This is a genomic window from Desulfomonile tiedjei, from assembly GCA_016212925.1.
Classification (GTDB): domain Bacteria; phylum Desulfobacterota; class Desulfomonilia; order Desulfomonilales; family Desulfomonilaceae; genus JACRDF01.
In genome coordinates, this window is the sequence record JACRDF010000048.1 from 170,397 (window position 1) to 186,335 (window position 15,939).

Annotated in this window: 13 protein-coding genes; 2 read left to right on the plus strand and 11 right to left on the minus strand. The window is 54.2% G+C overall.

Going from position 1 to position 15,939, the window contains the following annotated elements; translation table 11 throughout:
• Window positions 1-13 precede the first annotated feature (13 nt).
• Window positions 14-4,450 carry an FAD-dependent oxidoreductase gene (locus HY913_21565; GenBank protein ID MBI4965881.1) on the minus strand — a complete coding sequence of 1,479 codons (4,437 nt, stop codon included), beginning with the start codon at window positions 4,448-4,450 and terminating at the stop codon, window positions 14-16.
• Window positions 4,451-4,859: 409 nt separating this feature from the next.
• Entirely contained in the window at window positions 4,860-6,200 is a 1,341-nt protein-coding gene (locus HY913_21570) for a radical SAM protein (GenBank protein ID MBI4965882.1), read from the minus strand.
• A 171-nt stretch (window positions 6,201-6,371) separates the two neighbouring features.
• Here HY913_21570 and HY913_21575 point away from each other — a divergent pair, with 171 nt between their 5' ends.
• Window positions 6,372-6,683, plus strand: a complete 312-nt coding sequence (locus HY913_21575; GenBank protein ID MBI4965883.1) for a YbaB/EbfC family nucleoid-associated protein — start codon at window positions 6,372-6,374, stop codon at window positions 6,681-6,683.
• A 16-nt stretch (window positions 6,684-6,699) separates the two neighbouring features.
• Window positions 6,700-7,287 (plus strand): recombination protein RecR, encoded by a 588-nt coding sequence (gene recR / locus HY913_21580; protein MBI4965884.1) that lies wholly within the window; start codon window positions 6,700-6,702, stop codon window positions 7,285-7,287.
• 131 nt (window positions 7,288-7,418) lie between these two features.
• Here the strand turns inward: recR and HY913_21585 are convergent, their stop codons facing one another.
• From HY913_21585 to kdsA, 9 genes are all read right to left on the minus strand, one after another.
• The gene (locus HY913_21585; protein MBI4965885.1) at window positions 7,419-8,306 is read right to left on the minus strand and encodes a glycine cleavage system protein H; all 888 of its coding nucleotides are present in this window, start codon (window positions 8,304-8,306) and stop codon (window positions 7,419-7,421) included.
• A gap of 259 nt (window positions 8,307-8,565) precedes the next feature.
• The gene (locus HY913_21590) at window positions 8,566-8,775 is read right to left on the minus strand and encodes a hypothetical protein (protein MBI4965886.1); all 210 of its coding nucleotides are present in this window, start codon (window positions 8,773-8,775) and stop codon (window positions 8,566-8,568) included.
• Window positions 8,776-9,638: 863 nt separating this feature from the next.
• Window positions 9,639-10,103 (minus strand): PTS sugar transporter subunit IIA, encoded by a 465-nt coding sequence (locus HY913_21595; GenBank protein ID MBI4965887.1) that lies wholly within the window; start codon window positions 10,101-10,103, stop codon window positions 9,639-9,641.
• Window positions 10,104-10,324: 221 nt separating this feature from the next.
• Entirely contained in the window at window positions 10,325-10,867 is a 543-nt protein-coding gene (raiA, locus tag HY913_21600) for a ribosome-associated translation inhibitor RaiA (GenBank protein ID MBI4965888.1), read from the minus strand.
• Between the two features lie 40 nt (window positions 10,868-10,907).
• Window positions 10,908-12,338, minus strand: coding sequence for an RNA polymerase factor sigma-54 (gene rpoN, locus HY913_21605; protein ID MBI4965889.1), 1,431 nt, complete (start codon window positions 12,336-12,338; stop codon window positions 10,908-10,910).
• A gap of 15 nt (window positions 12,339-12,353) precedes the next feature.
• On the minus strand, window positions 12,354-13,088 hold the full coding sequence (gene lptB, locus HY913_21610; GenBank protein ID MBI4965890.1) for an LPS export ABC transporter ATP-binding protein: 735 nt from the start codon (window positions 13,086-13,088) through the stop codon (window positions 12,354-12,356).
• Window positions 13,085-13,684, minus strand: coding sequence for a hypothetical protein (locus HY913_21615; GenBank protein MBI4965891.1), 600 nt, complete (start codon window positions 13,682-13,684; stop codon window positions 13,085-13,087). The genes lptB and HY913_21615 overlap by 4 nt, the downstream gene beginning before the upstream one ends.
• Window positions 13,685-13,699: 15 nt before the next feature.
• Window positions 13,700-14,311, minus strand: a complete 612-nt coding sequence (lptC, locus tag HY913_21620) for an LPS export ABC transporter periplasmic protein LptC (GenBank protein ID MBI4965892.1) — start codon at window positions 14,309-14,311, stop codon at window positions 13,700-13,702.
• Window positions 14,312-14,433: 122 nt separating this feature from the next.
• A complete protein-coding gene (kdsA, locus tag HY913_21625) occupies window positions 14,434-15,852 on the minus strand; it encodes a 3-deoxy-8-phosphooctulonate synthase (protein ID MBI4965893.1) in 1,419 nt (472 codons plus the stop codon).
• Window positions 15,853-15,939 lie beyond the last annotated feature (87 nt).

Here is a 15,939-nt window from a genome sequence, read left to right on the forward strand (position 1 = left end):
TCTCAACCGTTCACTATGAAGCGCTTTCCAGGAGAGCATCAATCTCCTGGAACACCTGGTCGTCTCTGAAATGCTGAAGATCTATGGCTCTACCCGGACACACCGAAGAGCATATCCCGCAACCCTGACACAAAGCGGGGACAATCTCGGCCTTGTGAGTCTCTTCGCTTATACGAGGAGCGCCGTATGGGCAGAGTCTTACACATGTCAAGCAGGCCGCGCACTTGTCCGGTTCAACCTTTGATATGACGCCGGGGAAAGTCAGCTCTTTCTGGCTGATCAAAATACTGGCCCTCTGGGCCGCCGCAGTCGCCTGAGCTATGGATTCGTCAATGGGCTTGGGATAATGTGCAAGCCCGGCCAGGAAAACACCCTCAGTGGTGAAGTCCACCGGGCGCAGTTTCATGTGTGCTTCCACAAAGTACCCGGCCGAATTGACCGTGACTTTGAAAAGCTGCCCGATTTCTTTGTTGGACTGCGCCGGATCAATGGCCGCGGCCAGGGTCAGCAGGTCCGCGGGGATGGTAATGTCCTGATCCACAACCGGGTCGTGTACCACGACATTGACCTTATTGCCGGCCGCTTCCACCCGAGGCTTTGCTTCCGGTTCGTATCGTATGAAGATCGTGCCGGCCCTACGGGACTCGGTGTAAAACTTCTCCAGTAGCCCGTAGGTTCTCAAGTCCCTGTAAATTATATAGTTATTTACATTGGGATTGATCTCGCGCAGACGCTCTGCCAGGCGCACGGATGCTGAACAGCAAACCTTGGAACACCACGGGCGCTCCTCGCATCTGGAGCCTACGCACTGTATGAACACAGCGTTCTTGATCTCTTTAAGCGTGGGATCACCTGCCAGGATTCGCTCTTCGAGGGTATGCTGCGTTTCAACTGCTTGATGCTCGCCGTACAGGTACTCGGTGGGTTTGGATTCCACCGCACCGGTGGCGATTACAGCCGCGCCGAAATCAACTTCCACCGGTTCTTGGCCCTGTGAGGTGATCATTCCCTTGAAGTGGCCCACATGGCCTGTAAGGTCGGAGAATTTCGCGTTCTTGAACAGGCTGATCTTGGGGTGTGATTCCACTCTGCCGACCATGTCCGTAAGGAAAGGCTTTACCGGCTCCCCATGAATCGTCTTCTCGATGGACATGGCATTTCCGCCAAGCCTGTCGCTCTGTTCAGACAGGTAAACCTGGAACCCCTGGTCAGCAAGATTCAACGCGGCGGTCATGCCTGAAATGCCTCCGCCCAAAACCAGGGCATTGCTAACCACAGGCATCTTGGACTTCTGCAAGGGCGCCAGGAGTCTAGCCCGAGCGATTGCCATTCTGGCCAGATCCATGGCCTTAAGGGTCGCCTCCTCTTTATGGGTGGCGTGAACCCAGGAGCACTGATCCCGAATGTTGGTCATTGTGAACAGATACGGATTCAGCCCTGCTTTCTCCATAGTGAGCTGGAACATCGGCTCGTGAGTCCTCGGGCTGCACGCGGAAACCACCACACGGTTGAGGTTGTACTCTTTAATGATATCGAGGAATTGTTCCTGCGTGTCCTGGGAACAGGTGAAGAGCTTCTCATCCGCATAAACCACATTCGGCAGGGTCCTGACATGTTCCACAACTTTCGGAACATTCACCGTGTTGGCAATGTTGATGCCGCAGCGACAAATGAACACCCCGATGCGGGGCTCCTCGCCTGTGACATCTCGCTGAGGCGGGAATTCCTGCTTTGTGGTAAGCGTATTTCTGGCCGAACTGAGAAGCTTCGATGAAGCTCCCGCGGCTGCCGAAGCTTCCATGACCGTCTGCGGGATGTCTTTGGGGCCCTGGAACATTCCTGCGGCAAAAATGCCCGCTCGGCTTGTCTGGACCGGCTCAAAGGAAGTGGTAGAGCAGAATTGGGACTCGTTAAGGTCAATACCGACCTTTTCCGCGAGTGCACGTGACTGCTCGGACGTCTTCAAACCAACCGCAAGAATCACCATGTCGAAGGTCTCGGTGACCAGCTTTTGATTGTCATCGAGGTAAGTAATGCTGAGATTATTGGTCAGCGGATCTTCCACCACGCGGCTGATCATGGAATGGATGAAGCGGACGCCGCCGTCTTTTTTCGCTCGTTCGTAGTAAGCGTCGAAATCCTTTCCGTAAGCTCTAATGTCCATGTAGAAGATGGTGGGCTCGATGTTGTTGTCGTGTTCCTTTGCAATTACAGCCTCTTTTATGGAAGCCATGCAACAGATGGAGCTGCAATGCGGCATGCCCCTTTGAGGATCTCTGGAACCGACACACTGTATCCACGCGACCTTCCTGGGGTGATGCCCATCCGAAGGACGCTTCACTTCACCGGCATTGGGACCGGAAGCGCTCAGCATCCTCTCGAATTCCATGTTGGTGAGGACATTGGGCGCGATTCCGTAAGAAAACTCACCGCGAATTTTCTCGGGATCGATCATCTCGTAACCGGGGGAAAGGATCACGGTCCCGACTTCCACATCCAGGAATTCATCCGTCATGGTGTGGTCCACTGCTTGCGCGGGACACGCCTTGACGCACTCCATACATTCGGAGCACACGCCGCAGTTGAGGCATCGGTTAGCCTCTCTCAGGGCCTCGTTTTCCGCGAAAGCCAATTCCACTTCCTGGAATCCCTTGCGTTCGGACAAAGAAATCTCAGGGCTCGTGGCTCTTGCCTCAGCCTTCATTTCAGGAATAGGCGGATAATTGGAATGCTCGGGAAGTTTCACAGGCCGGCCTTCGCCCATATCCGCGCCTTTGAGAAAACGGGATATGGATTCGGCTGCTTCCTTACCCGCTGCTACTGCTTCCACCACCGTCGCCGGGCCCGTTCCCGCGTCTCCACCGGAGAAGACTCCCGCGATGGAGGTCTGATAAGTTACCGGGTCTACGCCGATGGTGTTCCACGGGCTCCGCTCCAGGCCTGAAATACTGTCCCATATCATCGGGTCGATAATCTGGCCGATGGCAGGAACGATCGTGTCGGCGTCTACGACGAACTCCGATCCTGCAATCGGAATGGGTCGCCTGCGGCCCGACTGATCCGCGGGGCCGAGTTCCATTTTGATGCACTTTATGCCGGTAACTTTGCTTCCGTTGGAGACGACCTCTACCGGAGCGGCCAGGAATTGAATCTTGACCCCCTCGTCGAGCGCCGCGTGAACCTCCTCGGCAAACGCGGGCATCTCCTGCTGAGAGCGCCTGTAAAGGATCGTGACCTGCTCCGCGCCTATGCGGTTAAGCGTCCGAGCCGCGTCGATTGCTACGTTCCCACCGCCGATCACCACGGCTTTCTTCACGCCGTTGGTGTGATTGTCTAGTGCGCAATTTTTTAGGAAATCCACTCCCTGGACGACTCCGTCGGAGTCCTCTCCGGGAATAGCCAGGCTTGCGCCCTTCTGGCATCCCACACCGAGATAGATTGCCTGATATCCGTTCTCCTTGAGGCCCTGAAGGGTAACGTCTTTTCCCAGGGTTGTGTTGGTTTTGGCTTCAACGCCCAAATTCAGGATGTGATTGATCTCGTTTTCGAGCACATCTCTGGGAAGGCGATACTCGGGAATTCCGACTCGCAACCAGCCGCCCAATACCGGGGCTGATTCGAATATCGTGACCTTGTACCCTTCCAGGGCAAGGTAATATGCTGCTGACAGACCCGCGGGACCGGAACCTATCACCGCGACTTTTTCTTCTCTGGGTGTAATTTCCGGTAGGGTCAATTCCGAATAATCAATCTGATCGGCCGCGTAACGCTTCAGCTTGCAGATAGATACAGCCTGGTCCTTCTCGCCTCTGCGACAGACCTTTTCGCAGGGATGAGGACAAACCCGTCCCAGGACACCGGGAAGTGGAAGGCTCTTATAAATAAGCTCGACCGCCTCTTTGTATTTCCCTTTGCTGATCAGAGCCACGTATCCCTGAACGTTTATGTGCGCGGGACACGCTATGACGCACGGAGCGCGGTCGTATTTCTCGATAACGAAAGTCTGTGGAATCGTCTGAGGGAACAATCGGTACGTTGCGGCCCTTTTGCTCAATTCCTGATCAAATTGATTCGGGACGTGGACCGGACATGCAGTGGCGCAGTCGCCGCAGGCCTTGCACCGGTCTTTGCGGATATGGCGAGATTTCTGCCGGATTTTTACCTTAAAGCGACCTTCCTCGCCTTGGATATCTTCGACCTCGCTGTACGAGAGAAGCTCTATATTGGGGTTTTGTCCGACCGTAACCAGTTTCGGCGAAAAGATGCAGGTGGAACAATCGTTGGTGGGGAAAGTCTTGTCGAGTTGGGCCATGCGCCCCCCTATCCCCGTTTGACTCTCGACCAGGTACACCTTGTACCCTGATTCCGCCAAGTCCAATGAAGCCTGCACGCCCGCAATTCCGCCGCCAACCACAAGAGCGGCGCCTACCACGTCCTTAGATTGGGCCATGGAATAATCACCTTCCAAGTCTGTTATTTGGATTTCTACAAGCGATGGAGTACATATATTTCTACCAATATCCTCAGATTATGTCAATGTCTCCGGGGCACGCTCGCATGGGGTTTCTGACATGCAGAATTGCCAGGTTGCCGAACTGAAGATGCCCGGTTTGATGTGATTTGATTTACCGGCTCTGGGAGCGTTTCCATACGCGGAATGACACTGGGTCGGCCAAGCTCCATCAACTCGCTTGCAGAAACCACTGACGATCCAATAGGACAAAATTCGCACTGACCTGGTTCCCAGGTCAGTGGCACCCAATCACTTCGGTCTTCCACTGGCTTTGGGTGACGCGGACCTGCACTACCCGGTCCGTGCTTCTTCATTCCTGCGTTTAGCGTTTGACTGAGAACCGGCGTTACGCGGATTCCGTATAATCCGTGATCCGCTTGCGAGTCCTCTGCAAAAACTCCGCGTCCACTCCATTTTCCGCAGTTGGCAACAGCGTGCAGTTCTGAAAGAGCGGCTCGTTGTCTATGGGATAGCGGGCGGTTTCTAGCGAGTGGTCCCACATTCGGGTGCCTGGTATGGGGGAGTACTCCGCCAGCTTCGGGAAAGCTCCTGCCTGAAGTACACGTTCAACGCCATTCTCCACCTGCGCGGGCGACTGGCCCGGCAACCCCACGAGAAGATAGACGCCTATCTGCTCCCTTGAAAAGCCCGCTTCCTTGAGGCCGCGGACTGCCGAGATGAAGCTGTTCATGTCTGTTTTTCCACCTGTCCGGAGATGGAATTCATCGACCGAGCTTTCCAGACCTATGCGTATGGTTTCAAACCCGGCTTTTTTCATAGCATGCGCCACACGTTGGTTTATGGCCGATGCATGCAAACCATTGGGCGAATGCCATCGCAAGCCTGGGAACCGTTCCGCTGCGGCTTCTAGAATCGGGAGAGCATGAGCGTCCGCGTCCACGAGAAACGCGTCATCGTACAAGGCAATGTCCTGAACGCCGTATTTATGGACCGCGTCATGGATTTCCTGAACCACCGCGGCCGGATCTCGCCTGACAAAAAATGGAGAAAGCCGTGCCGAGGCGCAGTAAGCGCATCTGAAAGGACACCCTCGAGAGGTGATCAAAGGCAGAAACCTGACGACTCGCAGGAGATCCAGCGCAGGAGAAAATTCCAGGTCAGTGGGATGGGGCGCCCCTATCGGGCTGACTCCGGTATGCCGTTGAAGGGCAGAAGCAAGTGCTTTCTCGCCCGGACCGACCAGGACCTCGTCAGCACAAGAATGCTGTCGAGCATGATCCGACAACAGGGACGCGTAAACCCCTCCCAGCAAAACAGGTATGCGCGGAAAAACCTTTTTCAGCAATAGAACGGTTTCCCGAACCCCGGGGTACCAATACGTCATAAGGCCGGTGACAAGGATCGCTCGCGGCGCCTGAATGGACAACAGGTCTTTTTCGATGAATTCGGGGTGCACACCGTAACGGTTGTACGATCTGGGAATGCCCTGCAGCGGTTCGGGTTTGGGGATCGGGCTCCTGGCAAACCTGCCGTGCGCGTGCTCCCTAACTTTTGCTCGCGGCATGGCTGGATGGTCCGGGTCCAGGCAATCCACTAGACGGGGCTCCCATCCTTCCTTTCGTAGCCTGGCAGCCAGGACCAGCAACCCAAGCGGCCTGGCCCAGAGGTCGTATGCAGCGAAATCGTGTATCCACGGATTCACAAGGAGGATTTCCGGTCTCTTCATCTTGTTGCCTATAAGACGGCCTTCTGATAATGTGTCCGTACTGTAACTTATCGGAGACCCTATTAAAATTCAAACGCAGGGACGCCCCTGCCCAAGGCCGACTCTGCACCCCGGGACTCCATCCCAACCGACAATTCCGAAATTCACTTTCCAGCCGCGGAGGTTCAGCCCGTGTTTAATTTCAAGGATTTGATGCAGCAGGCACAAGGCCTGCAAGCCAAAATATCCGCCTTACAGGAAGAACTGGCGGAGAAAACCGTAACCGGCACAGCAGGCGGCGACATGGTTACGGTGGAAGCGAGCGGCACCCAAGAGATTATCTCGGTGAAAATAGAGGAACAAGTTCTGTCGTCAGGTGACTCCGAGCTGCTGGAAGACCTCATCGTGGCTGCGGTGAACGACGCCTTGAGGAAATCCAGAGAACTGGCAGCCCAAGAAATGACAAAGCTTACCGGCGGGATACGAATCCCCGGATTGACCTGAGAGAGGCCGTCACGTGATCGGTCCCCTGGATGCACTGATAAAAGTCCTGAAACGCCTCCCCGGCGTCGGTGAGAAGACCGCGACCCGCTATGCCTTTTATATTTTGAACGCAGGCAAAGAAGAAGTCCAGGAACTCATCAAAACCATAAAGGATGTGAAGGACAAGCTACGGCTCTGTTCGACCTGTTTTCACCTGACCGACACAGATCCTTGCGCAATATGTTCGGATAAACGCAGAGATGCTACTCGGGTATGCGTTGTGGAGACCCCCTTAGATCTGATGGCTGTGGAGAAGGCGAGTTATTTCAGAGGCCTCTATCATGTGCTCCACGGTGTGCTGTCACCCCTGGACGCTATCGGACCGCAAGATATTCGGCTCGCGGAACTCGTCGAACGTGTCAAAGCCCAAAACATCTCTGAAGTGATTCTAGCCCTCAATCCCACCGTAGAAGGCGAAGCCACCGCCACCTACATCCGTGACAGGCTAAAGGACGCCGGCGCGAAGATCTCGCGCATCGCGTACGGCATCCCCATCGGCGGGTCCCTCGAATACGCAGACCCCCTTACCCTCACCCGAGCTTTAGAAAACAGAAAAGAGATGTGAAATCTGGCAATTACCGAGGAAGCCTTTTTGTGCCGAAGAGATTCCTTCGAAAAAAGTAAGCCCTCCGCACGCTACGGGGGGCTCACAAGTCAGTTGGAGGAGGTAGGTTCAACCAACTAAACTGTATTCGGTTAGATGAAACCCTTGACCAGAGTGTCCCAGCCCATGTCCTTGAAAGCGCCGTAGATATCGGATATGGGCTCACCGCCTAACGCAGCGGCCGCGTTGGGATCGTCGGTGATCATGGACAGCAGCCGCTCGGCCTCTGCTTCGATGAATTTGACGCTTTCCACTCCGAAGGTAAGCTGCTTCAGGTCGGATTTCAGCTCAAACGGGTCGATCAGTATGACCCATCCCGCACTGTACGGGTCTGAGTTCGCACAGACCGGACGATCCATCAACTTCTGGTTGACCGCGGTGACCACCCCGTTAATGGGGGAACGCACACCCGCCTCATGGTCCTCTCTCTTGAGGATAAAGGACTCTTCTCCTGCTTTGTATCGAGTCCCAAGAGACGGGAGCCGGAACTGGTCCACCTTGCCGACCAACCTGTTCCCAAAATCGTCCAAACCGATCCGCACACGGCCGCCGTATTCCACTCGGGCCCATCCATGCCCCTTGTGGAGGTAGTAGTCGCGGGGGATCAGGTACCCGTGAGCATTCAGGTACTGGGGTGGCCCGAACAGGGTGTGATCCACCTGGATGAGATCGTCGAGCATCTGATCGTACGGGCACTCTCCGCACTCGTAGTTGCGAGCGCACATCTTGTTCTTGGGCGCCCGGCCTGTGAGCGCATGACGGCACCGCTGTTCATCGCTGGGGAGTTCGAACATCTTTGTGTTCCAACCCGCGTCCGCGGACTCCCGCGACATCTTTTTCGCCATGCCCTTATCGAACGCGCAGGTCGTGCAGTCGAAAGCGTTGTCGCAGTACTTGGTGGCCACTACCTTGGCCCGCATCCAGATGCACTCTCTTTCCGAGAAGTTGAACCCGGCAACGATATCTTTCTTGGTCGTCATGATGCGCCTCCTTATAACTGGTTCGAATCTGAATTCGATTTTGGACTGCGAGTAAATCCTCTGTCTTGCGGCGGACTCAACGGGGTCGGCCATGTTCGCCTGCCCCATCACCCCGCCCTCTCCCGCCAGGGCAGAGGGTTTGGAGGACCCCCTTCCTGGACGGGAGCGAAAAATGGGAGGTGACAACTAGCCGCAATCGCAACATCGCCCACTCTGCTTAGGCAGCTCTGGGAGGCGGCTCCGCCTCCCTTGGTTCGTCCTATGCCGCCCTCATTCGAGCTTCGGAGGGCTTGGGAAGGTTTCGACGGGCCTCAGCCAGGTCTTCCAGTACCTGATCAAACTCGCAGGACCCGCATTCATAGTTGTTGGCGCACATCTTTGTGCAGGGGGCCCGACCGGTTAGAGCATGGGTGCAAAGCTGTTGCTCTGCTGCCGGATTGACTACTCTGATGATTTCTCTTGTTGCCATGACGGGCCTCCTTATTCGGTATTGTCATATTTGGAACTGGTAATCCGATTTGTTGTGTCGCTCTCCTCTGCCCCAAGGAATAAGCATAACGTGTGCCAAATTTAGGTTATTGTGGTAACTACTTGAACAAGTTGACTTATATAAGCAGGCAGGCGTTGTTGTTCCAAAGGCGAGAGTGTGGATATAAACCACAGATGGCTGAGGCGTTACTCCACAGCGACCATAACAATGTTAAATTAGAAAGGTTTTGCTCGATGTTGTGAAAAACCATAGGCCTGTGGTGAAATGCCACAGATTCGAGACCGGTACGCGTTCTTGGCGTGAGAGTTAGGGCGAGAGGCCCTCGGGCGCGCTTATAGCATTTGCCATATTCCTTGTCCGATTTGCAGGCACTCCATTCTGTCATTCCTGCGAAGGCAGGAATCCAGTTCCGCGTCTCGCTGGGTTTCCTGGGTTCCCGCCTTCGCGGGAACGACGGGCGTCATAGCGGGCCGGCAAAGTCGGGTCTTTCGGTACGTTCTGATACCGATCCGCCATAAAAAACATAACATTGCCGAAAGTTGTCATTGCGAGGGCGTCGAGCCCGAAGCAATCTCAGCGGCGAGAGATTGCTTCGTCGCTCCGCTCCTCGCAATGACAGCTACTATCATTGATGTTACGAGAATAATAGCGAACTGGTATGAAAACCGGACTGAACGTCTCATGGCCAAACGGACACTACTTTTGGCAACCGGTATATATATGATTCAATCTGGTTTCAAACGCTGAAGGTCGGTGGGGGAAGAACTAGCGCGCGCCTGGTTCCCGGTGCGGGCCGGCCCGCACCGGAGAAACCGGTTCACGATCTTGAACGCGAGTCGGGATTACGGAAGGCGGAGGTCGTATTCCTCCAGCAGGCGGAAGATCTCATCCTTGGATTCTGTTTGCAGGAGACCATTCTTCAACAGCGGGTCCTTGAAAAGCCTGGAAATGCGTGCAAGCGCCTTAAGATGCTCGCCGGCGGAATTTTTCGGCGCCACCAGCAGAAAGAAAAGGTGCGCCGGTCTATTGTCCATGGAATTGAAGTCAATGCCCGCGTCACTCTTGCCAAAGCTGGCTGTCAGATGTTTGAGGCCTTCAAACTTGCCGTGAGGTATGGCTATGCCGCCGCCGATTCCGGTGCTGCCGAGGTTCTCTCTGTCTACGAGAGTCCTGACAAGGCCCTCTTTGTCCATCCCGGGATTAGCCTTGGTAATGGGCTCCGCCAACTCCTGAAGCACTTCTTCCTTGGAATGGGCAGCAAGGGATGAAATAATTGCGTCGGCGCGAAGGAAATCTAGAATTTTCATCTGAAACACTCTTTTTACACCATGGCCTGATCTACGAATTCGCCGGGTTGCTTATGAATGAGTTCCGGCGCAGCCTAATGTCGGAACCTCGGCCGGACACCTGATATATCACAGTGAAAGCGGTTTTGGATTCAATTCCTCCAAAACCGCTCATTCTCGGAGTCTCATTATGTCGCAGATCGGCCCTCTCAGCAAGGTACGCAGCGACCGCCTCATGCTCTCTAAGAGGTCTGCGGGACGATCAGACCGTAGTTGCCGTCCTTTCTTCTGTAAAGCACGTTCACCGTTTGTGTAGATGCGTTGTTAAACACCAAAAAGTCCTGGTGCGATAAATCCATTTGCATTGCCGCTTCATCCACGGACATGGGTTTCACGAAGTAGTTCTCAGTCCGGACCACCACCGGTTCCCTATCGTCCTCGAAGCTCTCCTGCTCGTAGATGTCTCTCCTCCACGTTAGTTCTCTTCCTTGAATGGGCTTGTGTTTTCTTATTCTTTCCTTGTACTTTTTGACCTGCCGTTCGATCTTGTCCATCACCAGATCAACGGCTGCATACATGTCCTCATGGGCTTCTTGGCCGGCAATACGAATGCCGTTGGCGTTTATGACCACGTCGGCTGTCTGCCTGAACTTCTGGACGCTTAAGGTGACTTGGGCGTCAAGAGGTTTGTCAATGTATTTGGTCAGTCTTGAAGTCCGCTCCTGAACGTAGGTCTTCAACGCCTCCGAAGGGTCCATATGTCTAAAAGTAACGGCAAGTTGCATTCAACTACCTCCTTGATAATCTTGCCCGCAAGTCCCCAACCTAATATTTCTTTCTTCGTTTGCTCGATGGAGGAATTCCCAGTACTTCCCGGTACTTGGCAACGGTTCTGCGGGCGATCTGAATTTTTTCCCTCAAGAGCACGTCCACGATTTGCTTATCGCTGGCGGGCCTCTTCGGGTTCTCATTCTTGACGATTTTTAAGATATGGTTTTTCACAGACTCAGACGCGATTGAATCGTCCCCGTGACGAATTCCTGAATTAAAGAAATATTTTAGCTCGAAGATCCCGCGCGGGGTATGGACGTATTTGTTGGTCGTAACGCGACTGATGGTTGACTCGTGCATTTCTATGTCGTCAGCCACGTCCTTGAGGATCAGGGGTCTCAGAAAGTCGATCCCCTTATCAAAGAATTCCTTTTGAAATTTTATAATGGATTGGGTCACCCTGTAAATCGTTCTTTGTCGCTGATGAATGCTCTTGATGAGCCACATGGCTCCTCGCATCTTCTCCTGAATATAGTTCCTCGTGACGGAAGTGGAAGAATTGGAGTGCAATTCTCTCTGATAAAACGCGCTGATTTTCAGTCGAGGAAGCCCATCGTCGTTGAGTATGACGGAATACTCTCCCCCAACCTTGAGGACATAGATGTCCGGAACCACGTAGATCGTGTCCGAATTCTGAAACGGCCTGCCCGGTTTCGGCTCCAATTGGGCGAGGGCCTTTGTAGCCTGTTTTATTTCGTCGATGGACACCTTGAGCTTGCGGGCCACTAGATCGAGCTTTCCATGCTCAAACGGTTCGAAGGCCTCTTCCAGAATCCGAATCCCCAGGGGCTCCGCGGGATCCATCAATCTTGCCTGTATTAGCAGACATTCTCGCAGATCACGAGCCGCCACACCGGCCGGGTCGAAGGTCTGAACATCGGCAAGGACTTTGTACACTCTCGATGGGTCCACTTGGCGTTGCCGGGCAAGCTCCTCCAGATTTACGTCCAGGTAACCGTTCTCGTCTACGTTTCCAATGATTTCCAGGGCGATTCGCCGGTTATCCCCTTCTATCCGGCTCAATTGGAGTTGGCGCAACAGGTAGTGAAACAGGTTGTCATTTGAGGAAGCAACGTTATCCAGAGGCGGCCGCTCGGAGAAGTCACGTTGGCGAGGAGAATAATCGGCCCCATAGCTCTCCAGGTAATTCTCCCAGTCAATATCGAAGATGTCACTTTCCGGGCGCTGTGGTTCCCGGGTCATGTCCTCCAAAGATTCGATGTCGTTCCTGTTGGTCGTCTCGGCCTCGGAAAACGGCTCTTCGAAAGACGAAACCTCAAGTAGAGGATTCTCCTTGAGTTCGTGCTCCAGCGCGCCGACCAACTCCAGATGATTGTACTGGAGGAGCTTGATAGCCTGCTGTAGCTGAGGCGTCATGACCAGTTGCTGGGTCTGACGCAGCTGTTGTTTTATTTCAAGAGACATCTATATAAATAGTAATCATAGACTGAATTGTTTGCCCAGATAGACTTCTCTGGCTCGTTCGCTGGACGCTATGGTCCGCGGATCTCCCTCTTCGAGGATTCGACCTTTATCCAAGAGATAGATTATATCACATACACCCAGAGTTTCTCTAGTGTTGTGATCGGTGATAACCACGCCGATCCCGCGCTCTTTGAGCTTTGCGATGATCTTTTGGATCTCCAGCACGACGATGGGGTCAAGCCCTGCGAACGGTTCATCCAGCAGTATGAAATCCGGATGCGTCACCAGGGCGCGGGTGATTTCCAGGCGCCTTTTTTGACCTCCCGAAAGACTGTCCGCGCGTTGATCCCTCAGAGCCGTGATGTCCAATTCCGCCAGGAGTTGATCCAACCTTTCCGCTCGGACATTCTTATCGGTCTCCATGGTTTCAAGGATTGCCATAATATTCTCGGCCACCGTGAGCTTCCGAAAAACCGAGGTCTCCTGCGGCAGGTAATTGATCCCCAGCCTCGCCCGCAGATAAACCGGGAGCTGAGATATGTCCTGATCGTCCAGGAACACTTCTCCGCCATCCGGTCTGACCAGGCCGGTAATCATGTAAAAAGTCGTGGTCTTGCCGGCTCCGTTGGGACCTAGCAACCCTACCACCTGCCCGGAATGAATTCGGAGGCTGACGTTGTCAACGACACGTTGGCCTCCGTATTCCTTTACCAGGCCCCGAGCCCTTAACTCTCTGTTGCTCGCGGCTATTTCTCCTTGTCTTTTTTCTGCTTTCCCGGGTTTATGCGCACAGTTATTTCATCACCGTTCTTGCCTTCTTTGCCGTCTTTGCCGTCTTTGCTCCGCAACTCCGCCCGGTTTTCATCCATGTATATGATGATCGTGTGGGCCACCAGCATGTCCGGTCCTTGCCACAGCCGCGGGCCTTCCGTTAAGGTGATGGTGCGCTTGGCGTTATCAAAGAGAGCTTTCCCCGCGACCGCGGACCGCTCGTCCTGAGCTATGTTGACCTTTCCTATAGCGGTGATCGACTTGATTCCACTTACCGTCTGCCAGTCCTTGGGAAGCTTCTTTGGCGCGCCTTCCGCGGTGCGGCTCTTCTGTTCATCGTAAAGTATGATGAGCTTGTCGCAGGTCAAGGTCAAGTCCCCTTGCCGGACTCTCACATTGCGCTCGAACGTCACCTCTTTTCCCTCAGCGGTGTCTCGGACGATACTCGACTTGGCGGTAATGTCTATCGGCTGGTTCGACCCCTTTCCCAAGCCCAGAAAATCATTGGCGCCGGAGGTCGAAGCCATCATCCCAAAAAATATGGAGGCTACAAGTGCAGCTCTAAGACGTCTCATCGGTCAATCGATCCTTCACATAGGCAGCTTGCCGCCGGATTCCACCCATTTTACATTGTAAAGGCGTGCCTGCACATCGTCCTCCACAACGATTTCTTCCTTTTCCACAGAGACCTTCAGCCCTTTGCCGGTCAGATGAAGATCCGGGCCTTCCAGAGAAACGGGGGAAGCAGTCTCCGCCTCGCGTGCGCTGTGCGAGTACTGGATATCATCCGTTTTGAAAAGAAAACCTCGGAATTGAATTCTTACATCGTCCTTCATAGAGACGTTGTTGTCCTTCTTGTCGAGAGTCCCGGCTCCAGCGCTCAAATGAATATCCGCGCCCGATGCGCCGTGGTACAGCACCTTGGGTCCAGTTAGCTCCACCCTGTTAAGCGAGTCCGACACCACCGCTCTTGAAGCGGCAAGTTCCCAGGGATGCGCGCCTGGAGATGAATAGTTGAAATTTTCGATGGTTATCCCTGTCCCACCGGTCAAGGGAAACTTGGGAAACATCGGCCTTTCCACGATTAAACGCGATGCAACGTAACCGGCCGCCAGGAGCACGATAGCGAACAACACAAGAAACTGGGACAACCTCTTGAGATTTCTGAGCCTGTACCAGCGTTCGATTTCTTTATGGTTCATTGTGCGGCTCGAAATTTCTTCCATAAATCCTACAAGACCTGGAGTTCCCGTGCTTGCCCGAACATCCTGAAACGCTGACTGCCGCCAGCTACTACAGCATACGGGTTGCACGGCTCCTACCTCTACTCATAGTATCTGGCCAATGCGGCGTCCCATTTGCCCTGGGCTTGCAGGATCATTTCGATCATCTCTCTTGCCGCGCCCTCGCCGCCGCGGCGTCGAGTGACGTAATGGGCTTCTCTTCGCACCTCTTCGGGCGCGTCCGGCACCGCGAACCCCGCACCCGCTCGGCGCAGGAGCGGTATGTCCACGACATCGTCTCCTATGATCGCCACCTGCTCGGGTACGAGGTTGAGTTTTTCGAGAAGTTCCGCGAGCACCGGTCTTTTGTCGAAAACGTGCTGAAACACCAGTTCCACACCAAGATCCTGTGCGCGTCTGGGAACAACCTCGGAAACTCTTCCTGTAACCATCGCAACTTCGAGACCGCACCTCTTAGCAATCTTTATACCATGTCCATCACGGACATCAAAGGATTTTATCTCCAGATCGCCGCTCCCAAACGTAATTCTGCCGTCTGTAAGCACTCCATCGACATCGAAGATGAGCAAACGAATTTTTTTCAATCGGTCTTCCAAGGTGGGCAAGTCGTCTGTTGGTTCACTCCGAACAAAAGCGCGCTGATCTGTAAGACCGACTTCTCTGCGGGGAATAAGTCTGTAAATTTCTTGCAGATTCACGGCCAGAGCCTCCACATCTCCCAGATCAAGGCAATTCGGGCCGTCACACAAGGCTTTGTCCGGCTCCGGGTGAACCTCCATGAAAATGCCGTCCGCACCCGCGGCTACCGCGGACCGGGCCAACCACGGCACCAGCGACCGGTCCCCGCCTGAACGTCCGTCGCCTCGACCGGGGAATTGAGCGGAATGGGTCGCGTCAAAAACCACCGGAAAGCCGAAGCGTTTCATCCTCACTATCGAACGCATGTCCGCCACCAGATCGTTGTACCCGAAAGTGGCTCCCCGTTCGGTAATCATGATACGGTCGTTGCCGGTGCTCAGGACTTTTTTCAACGCGTGGACCATGTCAGGCGGGGCCTGGAACTGGCCCTTCTTGATGTTCACGGTCTTTCCGGTCTTGGCCGCGGCAAGTAGAAGATCCGTCTGGCGACTGAGAAAGGCTGGAATCTGAATAACGTCCAGCACTCGACCGGCCGGTTCTGCTTGATCCGGAGTATGGATGTCGGAAATTACGGGAAGGCCTGTCTCTTGCCTGACAGCTTTAAGAACCTCCAGGCCCTTCTCAAGCCCGGGACCACGGAAGGATTCCACCGACGTGCGGTTGGCCTTGTCAAAAGAAGCCTTGAATATCACGGGAATGGACGTGCTTTGGCTTATTCGTGCCAGTTCGCGGGCAATGTCCAAGGTGAGCTGCTCCGACTCTATGACACAAGGACCCAAAATAAGAAACAACTCCCCGTCGCCTCCGAGGCGATATCTTCCCACCTCAAGAGGGGCCGGGGAGGGCATCTGATCATCCATATCGCTCTCCCTGTCAAATCTGATTGAAACAAGAGTGTCCGGTTTGCTTTTGAATAATCGACGTGGACAGACCCGTAATTGTCACAA